The organism is Exiguobacterium sp. SL-10 (assembly GCF_004337025.1).
Lineage (GTDB): Bacteria > Bacillota > Bacilli > Exiguobacteriales > Exiguobacteriaceae > Exiguobacterium.
Map to the genome: position 1 here is coordinate 16,951 of NZ_SJUP01000019.1, position 13,397 is coordinate 30,347.

Here is a 13,397-nt window from a genome sequence, read left to right on the forward strand (position 1 = left end):
ATGTGTGTAAAACTCCTTCCAGTCATGCGAATAGGTGATACAACTCACGGTATTGCTTCGCGGATTGTTTCCAGCTGAAGTCCGCGGTCATCGCTTGATGGACGAGGGCGTTCCAATTTTGATCGTCGTAGAAGACACGAATCGATTTCTCAATCGTCGCGAGCATCTCATGGGCGTTATAGTTCAAGAAACCAAAGCCCGTTCCCTCTTGTGTGTACTCATTATACGGTTTGACCGTGTCACGCAGTCCGCCTGTTTCCCGAACGATTGGGAGCGTCCCGTAACGCATCGAGATGAGCTGGCTTAGACCGCACGGCTCAAAACGTGACGGCATCAGGAATGCATCCGATCCGGCGTAAATCAAGTGGGCAAGTTCAATGTCAAAGCCGATGTACGATCCGACCTTGCCTGGATGCGTCGCCGTCATCTCGTGGACGATGCCCTCATATTCGGGTTGACCCGAGCCGAGGAACACGAACTGGCATTCCAAGTTTCCGAGTTCTTCACTCACCGCCTCAATCAAATCGAGCCCTTTTTGTTCGACGAGTCGACTGACAAAACCGATTAACATGACATCGTCACGCACTTCGAGACCAAAACGTTCTTGCAGGACGCGCTTGTTGACGGGCTTTCCTTCTCGGAACGTGTCGAGGTCGTACGTCTGAGCGATACGCTTGTCCGTGCTCGGGTCGTTCGTCGCCAAGTCCAAGCCGTTTAAGATGCCGCGCACGTCGACTGCTCGATGACGCAACGCACCGTCGAGTCCTTCGCCATAATACGGCTCCATGATTTCATCCCGATACGACGGGCTGACCGTCGTGATTTGATCAGAATGAACGATTCCGGCCTTCATGTAGTTGACGAGACCGTTATGTTGAATCCCTTCCGCCGTGAAGTGCTCCGGACCGAACTGTAACAGTTCGCCGAGGACCGCTTCCGGGAAGATGCCTTGATATTGCAGGTTATGGATGGTAAAGACGGTCCGGATACGTTGATACGCCTCGAGATGTTGGTAATGGATCCGTAAGAAGGCCGGGACGACGCCGGTCTGCCAATCATGGCAATGGAGCACGTCGGGCACGTCTTCCGCTTCGAGTTGCCCAATCATCTCAAGGACGGCTCGAGAGAAGAATGCGAACCGCTCGGCATCATCATAATGGCCGTAGAGCACGCCTTCCCGTTTGAAATAATACTCGTTATCGATAAAGTAGAACGTCACGCCATCATGCACAAGCTTCAAGACGGCGCCGAACTGCTTGCGCCATCCGACCGGTACGATCAAGTCGAATAGATATTCCATTTCATCTACATATTCTTGAGCAATCGTGCCATACTTCGGCATGATGACACTCACGTCTTCACCAAGGCCAGACACCGCTTGAGGGAGCGAGCCGATGACATCGGCAAGCCCCCCCGTTTTCATGAACGGTGCCGCTTCTGAAGCGACATACCATATTTTCATAATATCCCCCTTTAAACCGTTGTCCGTTTTCCGATGACGATTGGTTCATCGACCGTACCTCGAATGACTTGTCCTCGTTTGACGACCACTTCTTTATCTAAAATGGCGTTTTCGACGACAGCGCCCTCTTCGATGATCGACTTGGATAAAATGATTGAGTTTTTGACGCGGGCGTGTTCACTGACGACGACACCGCGGAAGAGGATACTGTTTTGAACTTCTCCGCTGATTTTACAACCGTTTGCGACGAGCGCCTCATTCACTTTCGACCCTTTCAAATAACGGGTCGGCGGCTCATGTTTGATTTTCGTATAGATGTGTGGAAAATCGTAAATGATTCCTTCCTGACGGAGTAAGCGCATACTTTCATTATAGTATGAAAGGACAGAATGAATCACCTGCATTTTGCCAGTATAGTGATATCCGTGTACGTGCAGACGATGAAGTTGCGGACGGATGACGCCGTCGAGCAAATCGTATTCGCCTCTTGATGTCGCTTCGTCGACGAGACGAAGGAACAAGTTTTTTGACATGATGATCGTTTCGGTATACGTATACTCATCGTCCGGGCTATATCCGCGCTCACCGATGCCAACGACGCGGTCGTTTTCACCGAGACGGATCGGGCGACAATAGCCGCATTTTTGTTCGTGTCCGGTGTACGCGAGCGTGATGTCCGCACCCATCGATTTATGATGTTCGAGCATGTCTTGGAAGTCGATTGTCGTCAACACGTTCGATCCCGTGATCACCACATACGGCTGCTTGCTACGTACAAAATGTTCGCGGTGCATCGAGAAGTTGGCCAAGTCGCCGAGGTAGGCTTCCCCGTCAGGCTTGAGCGCCGGCGGGAAAATGTGTAACCCACCTTGCGAGCGGTCCAAATCCCATTCTTTTCCCGAACCTAGGTGGTCCATGAGTGAGCGGTATTTATCGAGCGTGAAAATACCCACTTGGTTGATGCCTTGCGTGATCATATTCGTCAATGTAAAGTCAATTAGGCGATAGCGCCCAGAGAACGGGACAGCCGCTAAATTGCGATGCCCCGTAAATTCTGGAAACAAGCCCTCTTCGGTCCCTAAGTTGATGATTCCTAACAAATCATTCGTCAACAGTAACGCCTCCTTGCGTCGGTCTTTTTTTAAATCAAGCACGTTGTTTGAAGACTGTGCCGCTCTCAATGTTTTCATGTGGTTCAATGACAACAATCTCACCACCCGGCTCACCAACCGTCGCACCATCCTCAATGACGGCACAGCTTGCGACGATGGCTCTGTGAATCGTTACATCTTTTCCGATCCGTGCTCCCGGCATGATGACCGAGTCTTTGACGAGCGACCCTTCACCGACGCGCACATCATAGAACAAAACTGAATGTTGAACTTCGCCCTCAATCCGACAGCCTTCGTTGATGACCGACTGTTCGACGCAGGCATCTTTGCCGATGAACTGAGGTGTCTGGTTCGGGTTGACCGAGTAGATTTTAAAGTCAGGATCGTATAAATCGAACGGTGGATCTTCTTCGAGCAAGTCCATGTTGGCTTCCCAAAGCGATTGAATCGTCCCAACGTCTTTCCAGTAACCTTTGAATTTATACGCGAACACGTCTAAACCGTCGAGGAGCGTGTTCGGAATGATATTTTTGCCGAAGTCGAAACTTGATGTCTCGTCTTCTGCATCTTGAATCAAGTGCTCCCGTAACACTTTCCAGTTGAAGATATAAATCCCCATCGAGGCCAAGTTGCTCTTCGGTTTTTCCGGCTTCTCGTCAAACTCATTAATGCGAAGGTCATCGCTCGTGTTCAAAATTCCGAAGCGTGGTGCTTCGTCCCAAGGAACTTCCATGACCGAAATCGTGACATCCGCTTGTTTCTCTTTATGGAAATCGAGCATCTTCTCGTAATCCATCTTGTAAATGTGGTCCCCCGATAGGATCAACACGTACTCTGGATCATAATCATCGATATAGCTCAAGTTCCGATAAATGGCATTGGCCGTACCTTCATACCAGTTTTTCCCCGACTGCGCTTGGTATGGCGGTAAGATCGCCAAGCCACCATTGCGGCGGTCCAAGTCCCAGGCCGACCCGATGCCTAGGTAACGGTTCAACTCAAGCGGTTCATATTGTGTCAAGACGCCTACCGTCGTGATTCCCGAATTGGTACAGTTCGACAATGGGAAATCGATAATCCGGTACTTCCCTCCAAAGTTAACAGCAGGCTTCGCTGTCTTCCGTGTGAGAGGCCCAAGTCGTTTCCCTTCTCCTCCTGCGAGGAGCATCGCAACCATTTCTTGCTTCATAGTACAGCCTCCTAAATTCATAATATAAACATCTATTACCCTCTTTCTCTATTTCCTAATGTATTCCTGCCCAAATTATTATATGATAACGTTTACATTTTGAATTTTATTGAAAAATTGACGATATAATGAACAGAGAGAGAGGTGAGACGATGCGAGTGTGGATGGGGGCCCTATTTTTTGCCGGTTTGCTCGCCTCCGGTCTGACAATCAGCGGGGCGTTGAAAGAGGAAATCGAACAGACGAAGCAGATTTTGACGTGGGGTGAAAAGACGGTCGATGCGGCTCCGCTTGCTTCGAAACACGCCGTCACGTTGACGTATAAAGGCGGAACAGAACAACTGTATTTGAGCGGCCGACGGGATGATGTCTCTGTCGCCGGGTTGCCGGCACATATCCGCGAGGCAATCATGGTCATCGAAGATCGCAAGTTCAATGCCCACCCGGGATATGACCTTGGCGGGATTGCTCGGGCATTTATTCATAACACCAACGAATCGTCGTTACAGGGCGGAAGTACGATCACTCAACAGCTCGCTCGTAACGTGTATTTGACACATGAACGGACGTATGAGCGAAAAGTGAAAGAATTATTGCTCGCTCGTGCGCTCGAAAAACAATATAGCAAAAAAGAAATTATGACTGCCTATAGCAATGTCATCTTCTTTGGACATAATGTTTACGGGATTCAGGCGGCGGCCGAGACGTACTTCGCCCGTTCGCTTGAAGATTTGAACTGGAATCAAATCGCTTTCCTGTTGACCGTTCCGAATAATCCATCTTTATATGATCCGCTCGACCCATCAGCTTCATTTTACAAGCGAAAGGACCGAATCCTTACCCAGCTACGGGATGCGGATGTGATATCGAAACAAACGTACGAGACGCACCACGGCGTGAAGCTGAAGGCGACCTATCGTCAACACGTTGTACGGTATCCCGATTATATGGATACGGTTTTGAAAGAAGCGGTTCGACTCGTCCGCGCACGTTACGACCTCGATGACGACGCGGCCAGAGACTACTTGGCGACGAATCAAGCGACAATCGACACCTATTTGTCCGTCGCCCGTCAAAAGCAAGCTAAACAAGTGATGACGAAGCTGCCGAGCGGGCTAAACGGCGGATATGCAGAACTGACACCGAACGGTCGAATCGTCGCCCTCGTCGATTCGGAGATGACCCAAAGCGGCGAGTTCAACCGGGCCACACAAGCGTTCCGTCAACCCGGATCGGCCATCAAACCTGTCCTCGTCTTCGCACCATATATTGAAGAGACCGGTGCCAAACTCGATACAATCCTTGACGGCCGGCCGGTCTGTTATGGCACCTATTGTCCGACGAACAGCGGCAATCGTGTGCTCGGCGATGTGTCGTTACGTGACACGGTCGCCTACTCCTACAATACGCCGGCGCTCGCCGCCTTCACCGCGATTGATCAAGAGGCAGCGTATACGACGGCAGACATGATGTTCAGCCAATGGGACGTCGAGACCGACAACAGCCTGGCCAGTGCGCTCGGCGGCTTGACGCAAGGCGTCTCCCCGAAAGAACTCGCCGCGGCCTATACCCCGTTCTTGAATCAAGGGGTATATACGTCCGGGCAGACGATCAAACAGATTCGTTTCGAATCGGGGGCGCCGACACTCACGCCAAACGTGACGAAACAAGCCGTTTGGTCGAAAGCAACCGTTTCGACGATGCGCGAGGCATTGTCTTCCGTCACGACGTACGGGACCGGACGGTATGCCGGGCAAATCAAACGTCCTTACGTCGGCGGCAAGACCGGCACGACGAACTCGCATAAAGACATGTGGTATGTCGGCTTGACCGACGAAACGATTACGGCGATTTGGCTCGGTGCCGATACGCCGCGTCCGTTCCCGGAGCTCGCCAATCGGGCCTATCCTGCCATCATCTGGACAGAGGCACATCGCTAAAATAAGGTCAGGGACACGTGTCCCTGACCTTATTGCCGTCTTCGATAGGAGTGGCACGTGTAGCTTCCCCATGACTCAAACAATTCACTCTCATGAATCAGCTTCCACGGATTGAACATCGTCTGCCCGTTCTTGTTGAAGAAAAGCTGATCTCCAAGATAATACGATGCGTGCTGGACCCGGCCAGCCTCATCGACGAACGTGAGCACGTCACCTGCCTCCATCATCTCTGTCTCGATTTGTACATACCCCACCTGCCCGAGCGTCTGGAGGAACGTACCCGGATGGACCCATTGCGAAGCGATCCATTCCTCTTTCGTCACAGCGAACAGCGTCGCCGCCAGACAGTTACTTCCCGAGTTGACCGGGAACGTGTTGGCAAGGCGTCGTACGTGATCTGGACAGGTTGACGGGACGGGATGTACCGTCCAAGCGTCCCAGCCGTTTGCATACGTCAACGTCAGTCGGCGACGGGTGGCATCCGTCATCGCTTGCCAGACAGCTTGATGCAACACGAGGTGAGACGTGTCGCCCCACGCCACGATTGAAGACGATAACTGTTCGTCCGACATATCGCTGGTCGCCGGGAAGACAAGCCCCCGTCCAATCATGACTTGATAGACAAGTAGGTCATGTCTTACGTCGCGCGGTAATGTCTCAACCCAACCAGGCGACGCATGCAAGACAAAGGGCGCCGCGCGGTCGATGGTCCAAAACGTATAGGCATTGGCGACTCGGACGTCCCGGTAAGACGGGTGCACATCAAATTCTGCTCGCGGAATGATCAAGACCGATGCCTGTGTGCCTAGTTGCGTCACGAGATGTTCGTCCGCCATAAACAAGTCCATCGGTGAAAGGAGCGTTGCCTCCCATTCCCGGACCACCTCTTCACGCGGAGTGATTTGAACCGTCCCATCCACCCTCATAATATGATGTCTCCGACCGAGTTAAACAAGCGGAGCATGGCCCAAGCGAGACCACTCAAAAGAATCGCCCACATCATCGCTTGAATTAACAATAGACCGATGGCACGAAGCGTCGACATCAACTGGCTGACTTGCCATATGTAATAGAACAAATAAAGAACGAACGTGCCAAGCAATACCGCGACGACCGCGAGAAGCGAATTCAAAAACAAAAAGCTGATTCCCGAACCCACTAAGAAAATCGTCGCCCCTGGTTTCAACCGATGTAACGAGCTACCGTTCGTTTCACGCGCAAAGAAAGCGAATCCGAGTTGGTTGAACGTATCGGCTACGAGCTTGAAGGCGCTGAACAGCATGAAGTAGACGGTAAAAAACACGACGAGGACGAGCACTTTCGACTCTTGAACAGACAACAGGGCGATGATCTCGCTGTACACACCAATACGCGTCAGCCATTGAATCACATACTCGCTCGTGGCGATGGCGAGGGACATCGAGAATAAAATGATCCCAATCAACGGGGCATAGCTTAACAAGTATACGTTTGTTTTCATATCGGCTCCAATTTCACAAGAATTTCTCATATTCAGTGCAAATCTATTATCAAGTATATTATAATATTCGTAGTCACGGAGAACAAAAGGGGGATTTTCAGATGGGTTTGTTACTAATGGTCGGAATCAGCGTCGTCTTCCTCGCAGCTATCTTTACAGCTGGATACAACAGAAAACCTGAAGGTAATCAATAAGAGCCGAGATTCTCACGAATCCGGCTCTTTTTTATTTTAATCCAGCATATCCTTGTTGGCGGAGCGCCTCATAGACGATAATGGCTGCCGTATTCGAGACGTTGAGCGATCGAACGAGGTTCGATTGGGGTAAACGGATACAGCGGTCGAGGTTATCCTCGATCACTTCCATCGGCAACCCTTTCGTCTCACGCCCGAAGACGAAGAAATAGTCTTTCTCGATGTCAGATACATCAAGGTCACTCGGGTACTGTTCCCCATACTTGGTAATATAGAAGAACTCTCCGTCCGGGTGCTCGGCCCACAGTTCATCGAGCGAGTCGTGATAACGGACGTCGACGAACTGCCAATAGTCGAGACCTGCCCGCTTGAGCATCTTGTCATCCGTCGAAAAACCTAACGGACGAATCAAATGGAGCACCGAATTCGTCGCGGCACATGTACGCGAGACGTTACCTGTATTCGCCGGGATTTCTGGTTGGAACATTACTACATGAATTGCCATAATACACTCCTCACTTCACTTGTTCGAGATCAAGTAATCGTTGTTTTTGATGTAGACCGCCTGCGAAACCGGTCAGTTGTCCCCCGCTACCGACGACTCGGTGGCACGGAAAAATGACGGGCAACGGATTTCGGTTCAGCGCCTGACCGACCGCGCGCACCGCTTTTGGTCGACCGACCTGTTCGGCGATTTGTTTGTACGTCCTCGTCTCACCGAAAGGAATCGTTAAAAGGGCATCCCATACTTCTTGCTGAAAGACAGTTCCGTTCATCTCGATCCACTCACGGTCAGACGGTTGAAGTCCGTTCCGCTCCACGCGTTCAATCAGATCGGTCAGCCATGCCGGTGCCGAACCATCATCCGCTCCCGTCTCCGCAAAGTCTAACGCACATAGTTTCTCTTGTGCATTCAATTCATAGACTAACGTTCCCCATTTAGATGACACGGTCTTCACGGTCCCACTCCTCTCGGAATAATCGAATCTCTTCATGTACGAGCTCCGACGTCTCTGTCGCTTCGATTCGTTGATAAATCGTCTCGGCCTCAGGTCCGAGGATTGCACCGATCGCCCAGACCGCCGTCGCTCGCATGTCTTCCCGCTCATCTTGTCGGATGAAGCCTTCAAGCACAGGTACGGCCGATGGTTCCTGATAATGGGCCAATGCTAAAATCGCATTCCGCTGAATCGGCTTTTTCCCACGCCACGCGCCAGATAGATGACCAAACTTCGCTTTGAACTCCCGATTGCTCAAATTCAATAACGGGACGAGCAACGGTTTGACGATTTCTGCTTCCGGAAGCAGTTCCTCGTGATGACGCCAGTCTTTTTTCCGATTATACGGACAGACTTGTTGACACGTATCGCATCCATAGAGCCGCCCGCCGAGTTTCGAACGAAACTCGCGCGGCATGAGCGTCTTCATCTGCGTCAAATAAGCGATACAACGTTTGGCATCGAGCACACCTGGTTCGATAAGCGCCGTCGTTGGACAAGCCGTCATGCATTTCGTACACTCGCCACAGCCATCCTCAATCATTTCATCGGGAGGCAAATACGTGTCGAGAATCATCTCCCCTAAATAGAGATACGACCCTTTCTCCGGCGAGATGATCGAACAGTTTTTGCCGCTGAAGCCGATTCCGGCCCGCTCGGCCACCGCCCGGTCGACGAGTTCGCCCGTGTCGACCATCGAGCGCGTCCGGACGCCCGGGACGAGTTGTTCAATATACACCTGTAATTGCTCGAGCCTCGAGCCGACAGCGCGATGATAGTCGAGTCCCCACGATGCCCGGGCGAACAAACCGCGTCGCTCATCGGCCACACTCCGTGGCGCATCCTTCAATTTGCTCGGATACAAAATGGCGATGGCGATGATCGACTGGGCTTCTTCAAGCAACAGCGTCGGTGTCGTCCGCTTGTCCAAGTCAGGCTCTTCGAACCCCGACGCGAATCCTTTCTCTTGTTGCTTCACAAGGCGTTGCTTCATGACGATAAACGGGTCAGCGGTCGTCACTTTCAACTCGTCAATCCCGATTGTTGTCGCATACGCCACAATCTTTTGTTTAAGTGTCTCCGGATCCATCCCGTTCATCGAATCACCTCTTTCGTGTCTATTTTCGCATACAAAAAATCTCCCCGCCAGTCGGCAGAGAGATGATGAAGCGGGTGAAGAGAATCGAACTCTCGTCATCAGCTTGGAAGGCTGAGGTTTTACCATTAAACTACACCCGCATGGTTCAAATGAGTCAGCTGTAAAAGCGACTACAATCAATATACATCTATACCTTTCAGAAGTCAACACTTTTGAATAAATTTCTTTGATGGCTTATGAAATCTATATTTATCATGTATGAATACCTATAATTCCCTTAATCCTCTTCTTCAAACCATATCTTAATATAAAATAAACGTAGCGATATAAAAATATCCTGCCGACTGTGTCGGCAGGAATATCTATTACATTGACGATGTCTTTGGTTCCCGAAGTAAATGCTTAATATCACGGAACGTGACGAACGTCTTGTTTTTGGCATCGTACAGTTTATAGCGCAACGACTTCAAACTCGACCATAGACCGATTGTCGTCGCTTTTTGGAGCGGCGGTGTCGACGTATGGGCTTGCTCTAGGTTATAGTTCGGTACGCGTGGGCTTAAGTGATGCACGTGGTGGAAGCCAATGTTACCCGTCACCCACTGCAATACTTTCGGCAATTCGTAATACGAGCTCCCTTCAATTGCTGCTTTCACATAATCCCACTCGCTCTCGTCCTCGAAATACGAGTCTTCGAACGTATGCTGGACGTAGAACAACCAAATCCCGAGGACACCTGCCGTGAACATCGTCGTCCCTTGTACGATCAAGAACGCTTTCCAACCGACGAGCGCGATGACGAGCGCATAGAGTACGACGAGCGACAAGTTGATGAGATACGTGTTGTTGCGCTCTTTTTTACGTGCGTCTTTCCGGTTGAAGCGGCTCGTAATAAGAATCAAGAACAACGGTCCGAGACCGAACATGACGAGCGGGTTCCGATATAGACGATATTGGAGGCGTGTCCATTTCGAAGCTTCAACATATTCTTCGATTGTCATGACCCAAATATCACCGACTCCCCGTTTATCTAAATTCCCACTCGAAGCGTGGTGAATCGAATGCTCTCGTTTCCATTTCTCATACGGGAATAACGTCAAGATGCCCATGATCGTCCCGACGATGGCGTTCGCTTTCTTATTTTTGAAAAACGAGCCGTGCGTACAGTCGTGGAAAATGATGAACATTCGGACGACGAAGCCTGCTGCCACGATGGCGAGCGGGATGGTCAAGAAGACCGAAATTTGGAGCGCTTGATAAGCAAGGATCCAGGCAGCAAGAAACGGCAAGATCGTGTTGATCATCTGTCGGATGCTCTTCTTCACATCGGCCTTTTCAAACGGCGAGACGTGTTTCCGGAGCTGGGCGATTTTTTCTTTACTCATGTACAACTTCCTCCTCAATTACATACAGCGTTGACGACTACAAAGATGAAATATGAAACCAAATACATTATGAGATTGACGACGGCATCCGTCATCATAAGAATCAATTTGTCAAAAAATTAATACCAGGTAATTATATCACATCACAGATAATAAATCGTTCATTCTAGACGAGTAATTGAAGCAAATATTCATTCCTTTATAATAATTCCCATTAAAATTCCTTATATGGGATTAATGGTATTTGAAGTGTGTTAAAATCCAACTATGTAAAGATAGGAGGAAAAGATATTGTCTCAAAAACTGAAACAAGTATTTACCCCTAAGCGATTGATCATCATGACGAGCGTCCTTATCTTGCTCATCCCGGTCTTCTTTGTCAGCTATACGTTTTATAAAAATTTGAGTCAAGGTGTCGAGAATGAAGACCTTGATGACCACTATGCAAAACGCGTCAAAGAGCTTCAACTAGAAATATCTAAGGAAGACCCCTTGAACTTAAGAGGAAACTCTACCGCCAAAACTCGTGTTGAAGTAGACGTCTCCTTCAATGAGGAGAATCCTAGCCGAACCGAACTGATTAAAAACATGCACTTGATGACACATCAAAAAATATCGGCCCGATCCAAATGGGGAGCGATTCCGATGACCCCAGACAATATTCAACAGTCGGCTGACTATTTGGAGCTCTTAAAAACCAAATTCAAAATCGGAGACAGTATGCATGCGGAATTAAAAACGATGCTCGATCACTGGTCGCAAGGTGATTTTTCTCAATCTGACAAAGAACAGAATCGTTTGTTGCACTTCCTGCAAGCGAGCAGAGGGTTCTCTAACGGATTGGCGACTGAGAACGAAGAAGAACTCTTTATTCTGAATAACTTCGGACCCGATTACTTACATACTTTAGACGAAGCGACGTACACGTCATTTGAAGAATCATCTCCGTGATGGTTCTTTTTTTCATTGCGGCCAGCAACATTTTCATCTCTGACGGAGTCTTCACATCTTACATAAACACAAAAAAAGACCCTAGCCTCAGCTAGGATCTACGGATACCGGTGGTCGGAGTCGAACCGACACTCCAGAGGAACACGATTTTGAGTCGTGCGCGTCTACCAATTCCGCCACACCGGCATATTATGTTGGAGGCGCCAGTCGGAATCGAACCGACGATAGAGGAGTTGCAGTCCTCTGCCTTACCACTTGGCTATGGCGCCAAATTGAATGGAGCGGAAGACGGGATTCGAACCCGCGACCCCGACCTTGGCAAGGTCGTATTCTACCACTGAACTACTTCCGCATAATGGCTGGGCTGGAAGGGATCGAACCTACGCATGTCGGAATCAAAATCCGATGCCTTACCACTTGGCTACAGCCCAATAAAATGGGGCGACTGAAGGGAATTGAACCCTCGAATGCCGGAATCACAATCCGGTGCGTTAACCACTTCGCCACAATCGCCATAATTATATTAGAAAGCAGGGGCAGCAGGAATCGAACCCGCGCTGACGGTTTTGGAGACCGTAGTTCTACCGCTAAACTATGCCCCTAAGTGGTGGGGGGGGGCGGATTCGAACCGCCGAACCCGAGGGAGCGGATTTACAGTCCGCCGCGTTTAGCCACTTCGCTACCCCCCCACATGGTGGCTTTGGACGGAATCGAACCGCCGACACAAGGATTTTCAGTCCTTTGCTCTACCAACTGAGCTACAAAGCCATGTATGTAGTAATTCAATTAAAAAAATGGCGGTCCTGACGGGATTCGAACCCGCGATCTCCTGCGTGACAGGCAGGCATGTTAACCACTACACCACAGGACCACTGATAATTGCGGGGGCTGGATTTGAACCAACGACCTTCGGGTTATGAGCCCGACGAGCTACCAGACTGCTCCACCCCGCGACGATATAAACTTTAAATGGTGACCCGTACGGGATTCGAACCCGTGTTACCGCCGTGAAAGGGCGGTGTCTTAACCGCTTGACCAACGGGCCATACTTTTGATTGAAAAACTGGCGGAGAGCAAGGGATTCGAACCCTTGAGACGGTTTTGCCGCCTACACGAATTCCAATCGTGCTCCTTCGGCCACTCGGACAGCTCTCCAAAAAGAGAAAAGTGGCTCCGCAAGTAGGATTTGAACCTACGACCTACCGGTTAACAGCCGGTTGCTCTACCACTGAGCTATTGCGGAACGATCTTGCCTGGCAGCGTCCTATCCTCACAGGGGGAGACCCCCAACTACTTTCGGCGCTGAAGCGCTTAACTTCCGTGTTCGGCATGGGAACGGGTGTGGCCGCTTCGCTATCGCCACCAGACAAGTATTATATTAACATTATTTAGTCATAACGTCAATATGTTTTAAGAGATTGTTCTCTCAAAACTGAAGACTCATCAATTCACACAAACCATTAGACTAGATCAAAGCCTCGACCGATTAGTATCATTCAGCTCCACACGTCGCCGTGCTTCCACCCATGACCTATCTACCTCATCGTCTCTGAGGGGTCTTTCTTGATTGCTCAAAGGGAAATCTCA

At 50.0% G+C, this 13,397-nt stretch carries 11 protein-coding genes, 14 tRNA genes and 2 rRNA genes; 2 read left to right on the forward strand and 25 right to left on the reverse strand.

Annotated features, from left to right (window positions below; genetic code table 11):
* Positions 1–22: 22 nt before the first annotated feature.
* The 3 genes from glgA to EVJ33_RS14550 are packed head-to-tail and all read right to left on the reverse strand — an operon-like array spanning position 23 to position 3,763.
* Positions 23–1,462 (reverse strand): glycogen synthase GlgA, encoded by a 1,440-nt coding sequence (gene glgA, locus EVJ33_RS14540; RefSeq protein WP_131438221.1) that lies wholly within the window; start codon positions 1,460–1,462, stop codon positions 23–25.
* An 11-nt stretch (positions 1,463–1,473) separates the two neighbouring features.
* The gene (gene glgD, locus EVJ33_RS14545; protein WP_131438223.1) at positions 1,474–2,574 is read right to left on the reverse strand and encodes a glucose-1-phosphate adenylyltransferase subunit GlgD; all 1,101 of its coding nucleotides are present in this window, start codon (positions 2,572–2,574) and stop codon (positions 1,474–1,476) included.
* Between the two features lie 34 nt (positions 2,575–2,608).
* On the reverse strand, positions 2,609–3,763 hold the full coding sequence (locus tag EVJ33_RS14550; RefSeq protein ID WP_131438225.1) for a glucose-1-phosphate adenylyltransferase: 1,155 nt from the start codon (positions 3,761–3,763) through the stop codon (positions 2,609–2,611).
* Positions 3,764–3,915: 152 nt separating this feature from the next.
* On the opposite strand from EVJ33_RS14550, the gene EVJ33_RS14555 reads away from it, so the two are divergent.
* Positions 3,916–5,703, forward strand: coding sequence for a transglycosylase domain-containing protein (locus EVJ33_RS14555; RefSeq protein WP_236634654.1), 1,788 nt, complete (start codon positions 3,916–3,918; stop codon positions 5,701–5,703).
* Between the two features lie 29 nt (positions 5,704–5,732).
* On the opposite strand, the gene EVJ33_RS14560 is transcribed toward EVJ33_RS14555, so the two are convergent.
* From EVJ33_RS14560 to desA, 7 genes are all read right to left on the reverse strand, one after another.
* On the reverse strand, positions 5,733–6,629 hold the full coding sequence (locus EVJ33_RS14560) for a hypothetical protein (protein WP_131438229.1): 897 nt from the start codon (positions 6,627–6,629) through the stop codon (positions 5,733–5,735).
* Positions 6,626–7,183 (reverse strand): DUF5366 family protein, encoded by a 558-nt coding sequence (locus EVJ33_RS14565; protein ID WP_131438231.1) that lies wholly within the window; start codon positions 7,181–7,183, stop codon positions 6,626–6,628. Before EVJ33_RS14565 ends, EVJ33_RS14560 begins: the two co-directional genes overlap by 4 nt.
* A gap of 225 nt (positions 7,184–7,408) precedes the next feature.
* A complete protein-coding gene (gene trmL / locus EVJ33_RS14570) occupies positions 7,409–7,882 on the reverse strand; it encodes a tRNA (uridine(34)/cytosine(34)/5-carboxymethylaminomethyluridine(34)-2'-O)-methyltransferase TrmL (RefSeq protein ID WP_114166442.1) in 474 nt (157 codons plus the stop codon).
* 10 nt (positions 7,883–7,892) lie between these two features.
* Positions 7,893–8,327: a methylated-DNA--[protein]-cysteine S-methyltransferase gene (locus EVJ33_RS14575; protein WP_131438245.1), complete on the reverse strand. Its 435-nt coding sequence runs from the start codon at positions 8,325–8,327 to the stop codon at positions 7,893–7,895.
* Positions 8,317–9,465 (reverse strand): tRNA epoxyqueuosine(34) reductase QueG, encoded by a 1,149-nt coding sequence (queG, locus tag EVJ33_RS14580; RefSeq protein WP_131438247.1) that lies wholly within the window; start codon positions 9,463–9,465, stop codon positions 8,317–8,319. The genes EVJ33_RS14575 and queG overlap by 11 nt, the downstream gene beginning before the upstream one ends.
* 78 nt (positions 9,466–9,543) lie before the next feature.
* Positions 9,544–9,614, reverse strand: a tRNA-Gly gene (locus tag EVJ33_RS14585).
* Between the two features lie 225 nt (positions 9,615–9,839).
* A complete protein-coding gene (gene desA / locus EVJ33_RS14590; RefSeq protein ID WP_131438233.1) occupies positions 9,840–10,859 on the reverse strand; it encodes a Delta(5) desaturase DesA in 1,020 nt (339 codons plus the stop codon).
* 291 nt (positions 10,860–11,150) lie between these two features.
* Here desA and EVJ33_RS14595 point away from each other — a divergent pair, with 291 nt between their 5' ends.
* Positions 11,151–11,810 carry a DUF6241 domain-containing protein gene (locus tag EVJ33_RS14595; protein ID WP_131438235.1) on the forward strand — a complete coding sequence of 220 codons (660 nt, stop codon included), beginning with the start codon at positions 11,151–11,153 and terminating at the stop codon, positions 11,808–11,810.
* 105 nt (positions 11,811–11,915) lie between these two features.
* Here the strand turns inward: EVJ33_RS14595 and EVJ33_RS14600 are convergent.
* The 15 genes from EVJ33_RS14600 to EVJ33_RS14670 all read right to left on the reverse strand — a co-directional run.
* Positions 11,916–11,996, reverse strand: a tRNA-Leu gene (locus tag EVJ33_RS14600).
* Between the two features lie 9 nt (positions 11,997–12,005).
* Positions 12,006–12,079, reverse strand: a tRNA-Cys gene (locus EVJ33_RS14605).
* A gap of 8 nt (positions 12,080–12,087) precedes the next feature.
* Positions 12,088–12,162 (reverse strand) — tRNA-Gly (locus EVJ33_RS14610).
* Positions 12,163–12,166: 4 nt separating this feature from the next.
* Positions 12,167–12,241 (reverse strand) — tRNA-Gln (locus EVJ33_RS14615).
* A 6-nt stretch (positions 12,242–12,247) separates the two neighbouring features.
* Positions 12,248–12,323, reverse strand: a tRNA-His gene (locus EVJ33_RS14620).
* 18 nt (positions 12,324–12,341) lie between these two features.
* Positions 12,342–12,412 (reverse strand) — tRNA-Trp (locus tag EVJ33_RS14625).
* A gap of 3 nt (positions 12,413–12,415) precedes the next feature.
* Positions 12,416–12,499 (reverse strand) — tRNA-Tyr (locus tag EVJ33_RS14630).
* A 3-nt stretch (positions 12,500–12,502) separates the two neighbouring features.
* Positions 12,503–12,578 (reverse strand) — tRNA-Phe (locus EVJ33_RS14635).
* Positions 12,579–12,605: 27 nt separating this feature from the next.
* A tRNA-Asp gene (locus EVJ33_RS14640) sits at positions 12,606–12,681 on the reverse strand.
* 8 nt (positions 12,682–12,689) lie between these two features.
* A tRNA-Met gene (locus EVJ33_RS14645) sits at positions 12,690–12,763 on the reverse strand.
* Between the two features lie 17 nt (positions 12,764–12,780).
* Positions 12,781–12,855, reverse strand: a tRNA-Glu gene (locus EVJ33_RS14650).
* 19 nt (positions 12,856–12,874) lie between these two features.
* Positions 12,875–12,965: transfer RNA gene (locus EVJ33_RS14655), tRNA-Ser, on the reverse strand.
* Between the two features lie 13 nt (positions 12,966–12,978).
* Positions 12,979–13,053: transfer RNA gene (locus EVJ33_RS14660), tRNA-Asn, on the reverse strand.
* Positions 13,054–13,061: 8 nt separating this feature from the next.
* A 5S ribosomal RNA gene (gene rrf / locus EVJ33_RS14665) occupies positions 13,062–13,177 on the reverse strand.
* A 99-nt stretch (positions 13,178–13,276) separates the two neighbouring features.
* Positions 13,277–13,397, reverse strand: a 23S ribosomal RNA gene (locus tag EVJ33_RS14670); the annotation flags it as partial.

What these genes read in the sequence shown, in the direction of transcription:
- glgA (WP_131438221.1), bottom strand. Translation starts at nt 1,462, where the DNA reads ATGAAAATATGGTATGTCGCTTCAGAAGCGGCACCGTTCATGAAAACG.
- EVJ33_RS14550 (WP_131438225.1), bottom strand. Translation starts at nt 3,763, where the DNA reads ATGAAGCAAGAAATGGTTGCGATGCTCCTCGCAGGAGGAGAAGGGAAA.
- EVJ33_RS14555 (WP_236634654.1), top strand. Translation starts at nt 3,916, where the DNA reads ATGCGAGTGTGGATGGGGGCCCTATTTTTTGCCGGTTTGCTCGCCTCC.
- EVJ33_RS14560 (WP_131438229.1), bottom strand. Translation starts at nt 6,629, where the DNA reads ATGAGGGTGGATGGGACGGTTCAAATCACTCCGCGTGAAGAGGTGGTC.
- EVJ33_RS14565 (WP_131438231.1), bottom strand. Translation starts at nt 7,183, where the DNA reads ATGAAAACAAACGTATACTTGTTAAGCTATGCCCCGTTGATTGGGATC.
- trmL (WP_114166442.1), bottom strand. Translation starts at nt 7,882, where the DNA reads ATGGCAATTCATGTAGTAATGTTCCAACCAGAAATCCCGGCGAATACA.
- queG (WP_131438247.1), bottom strand. Translation starts at nt 9,465, where the DNA reads ATGGATCCGGAGACACTTAAACAAAAGATTGTGGCGTATGCGACAACA.
- desA (WP_131438233.1), bottom strand. Translation starts at nt 10,859, where the DNA reads ATGAGTAAAGAAAAAATCGCCCAGCTCCGGAAACACGTCTCGCCGTTT.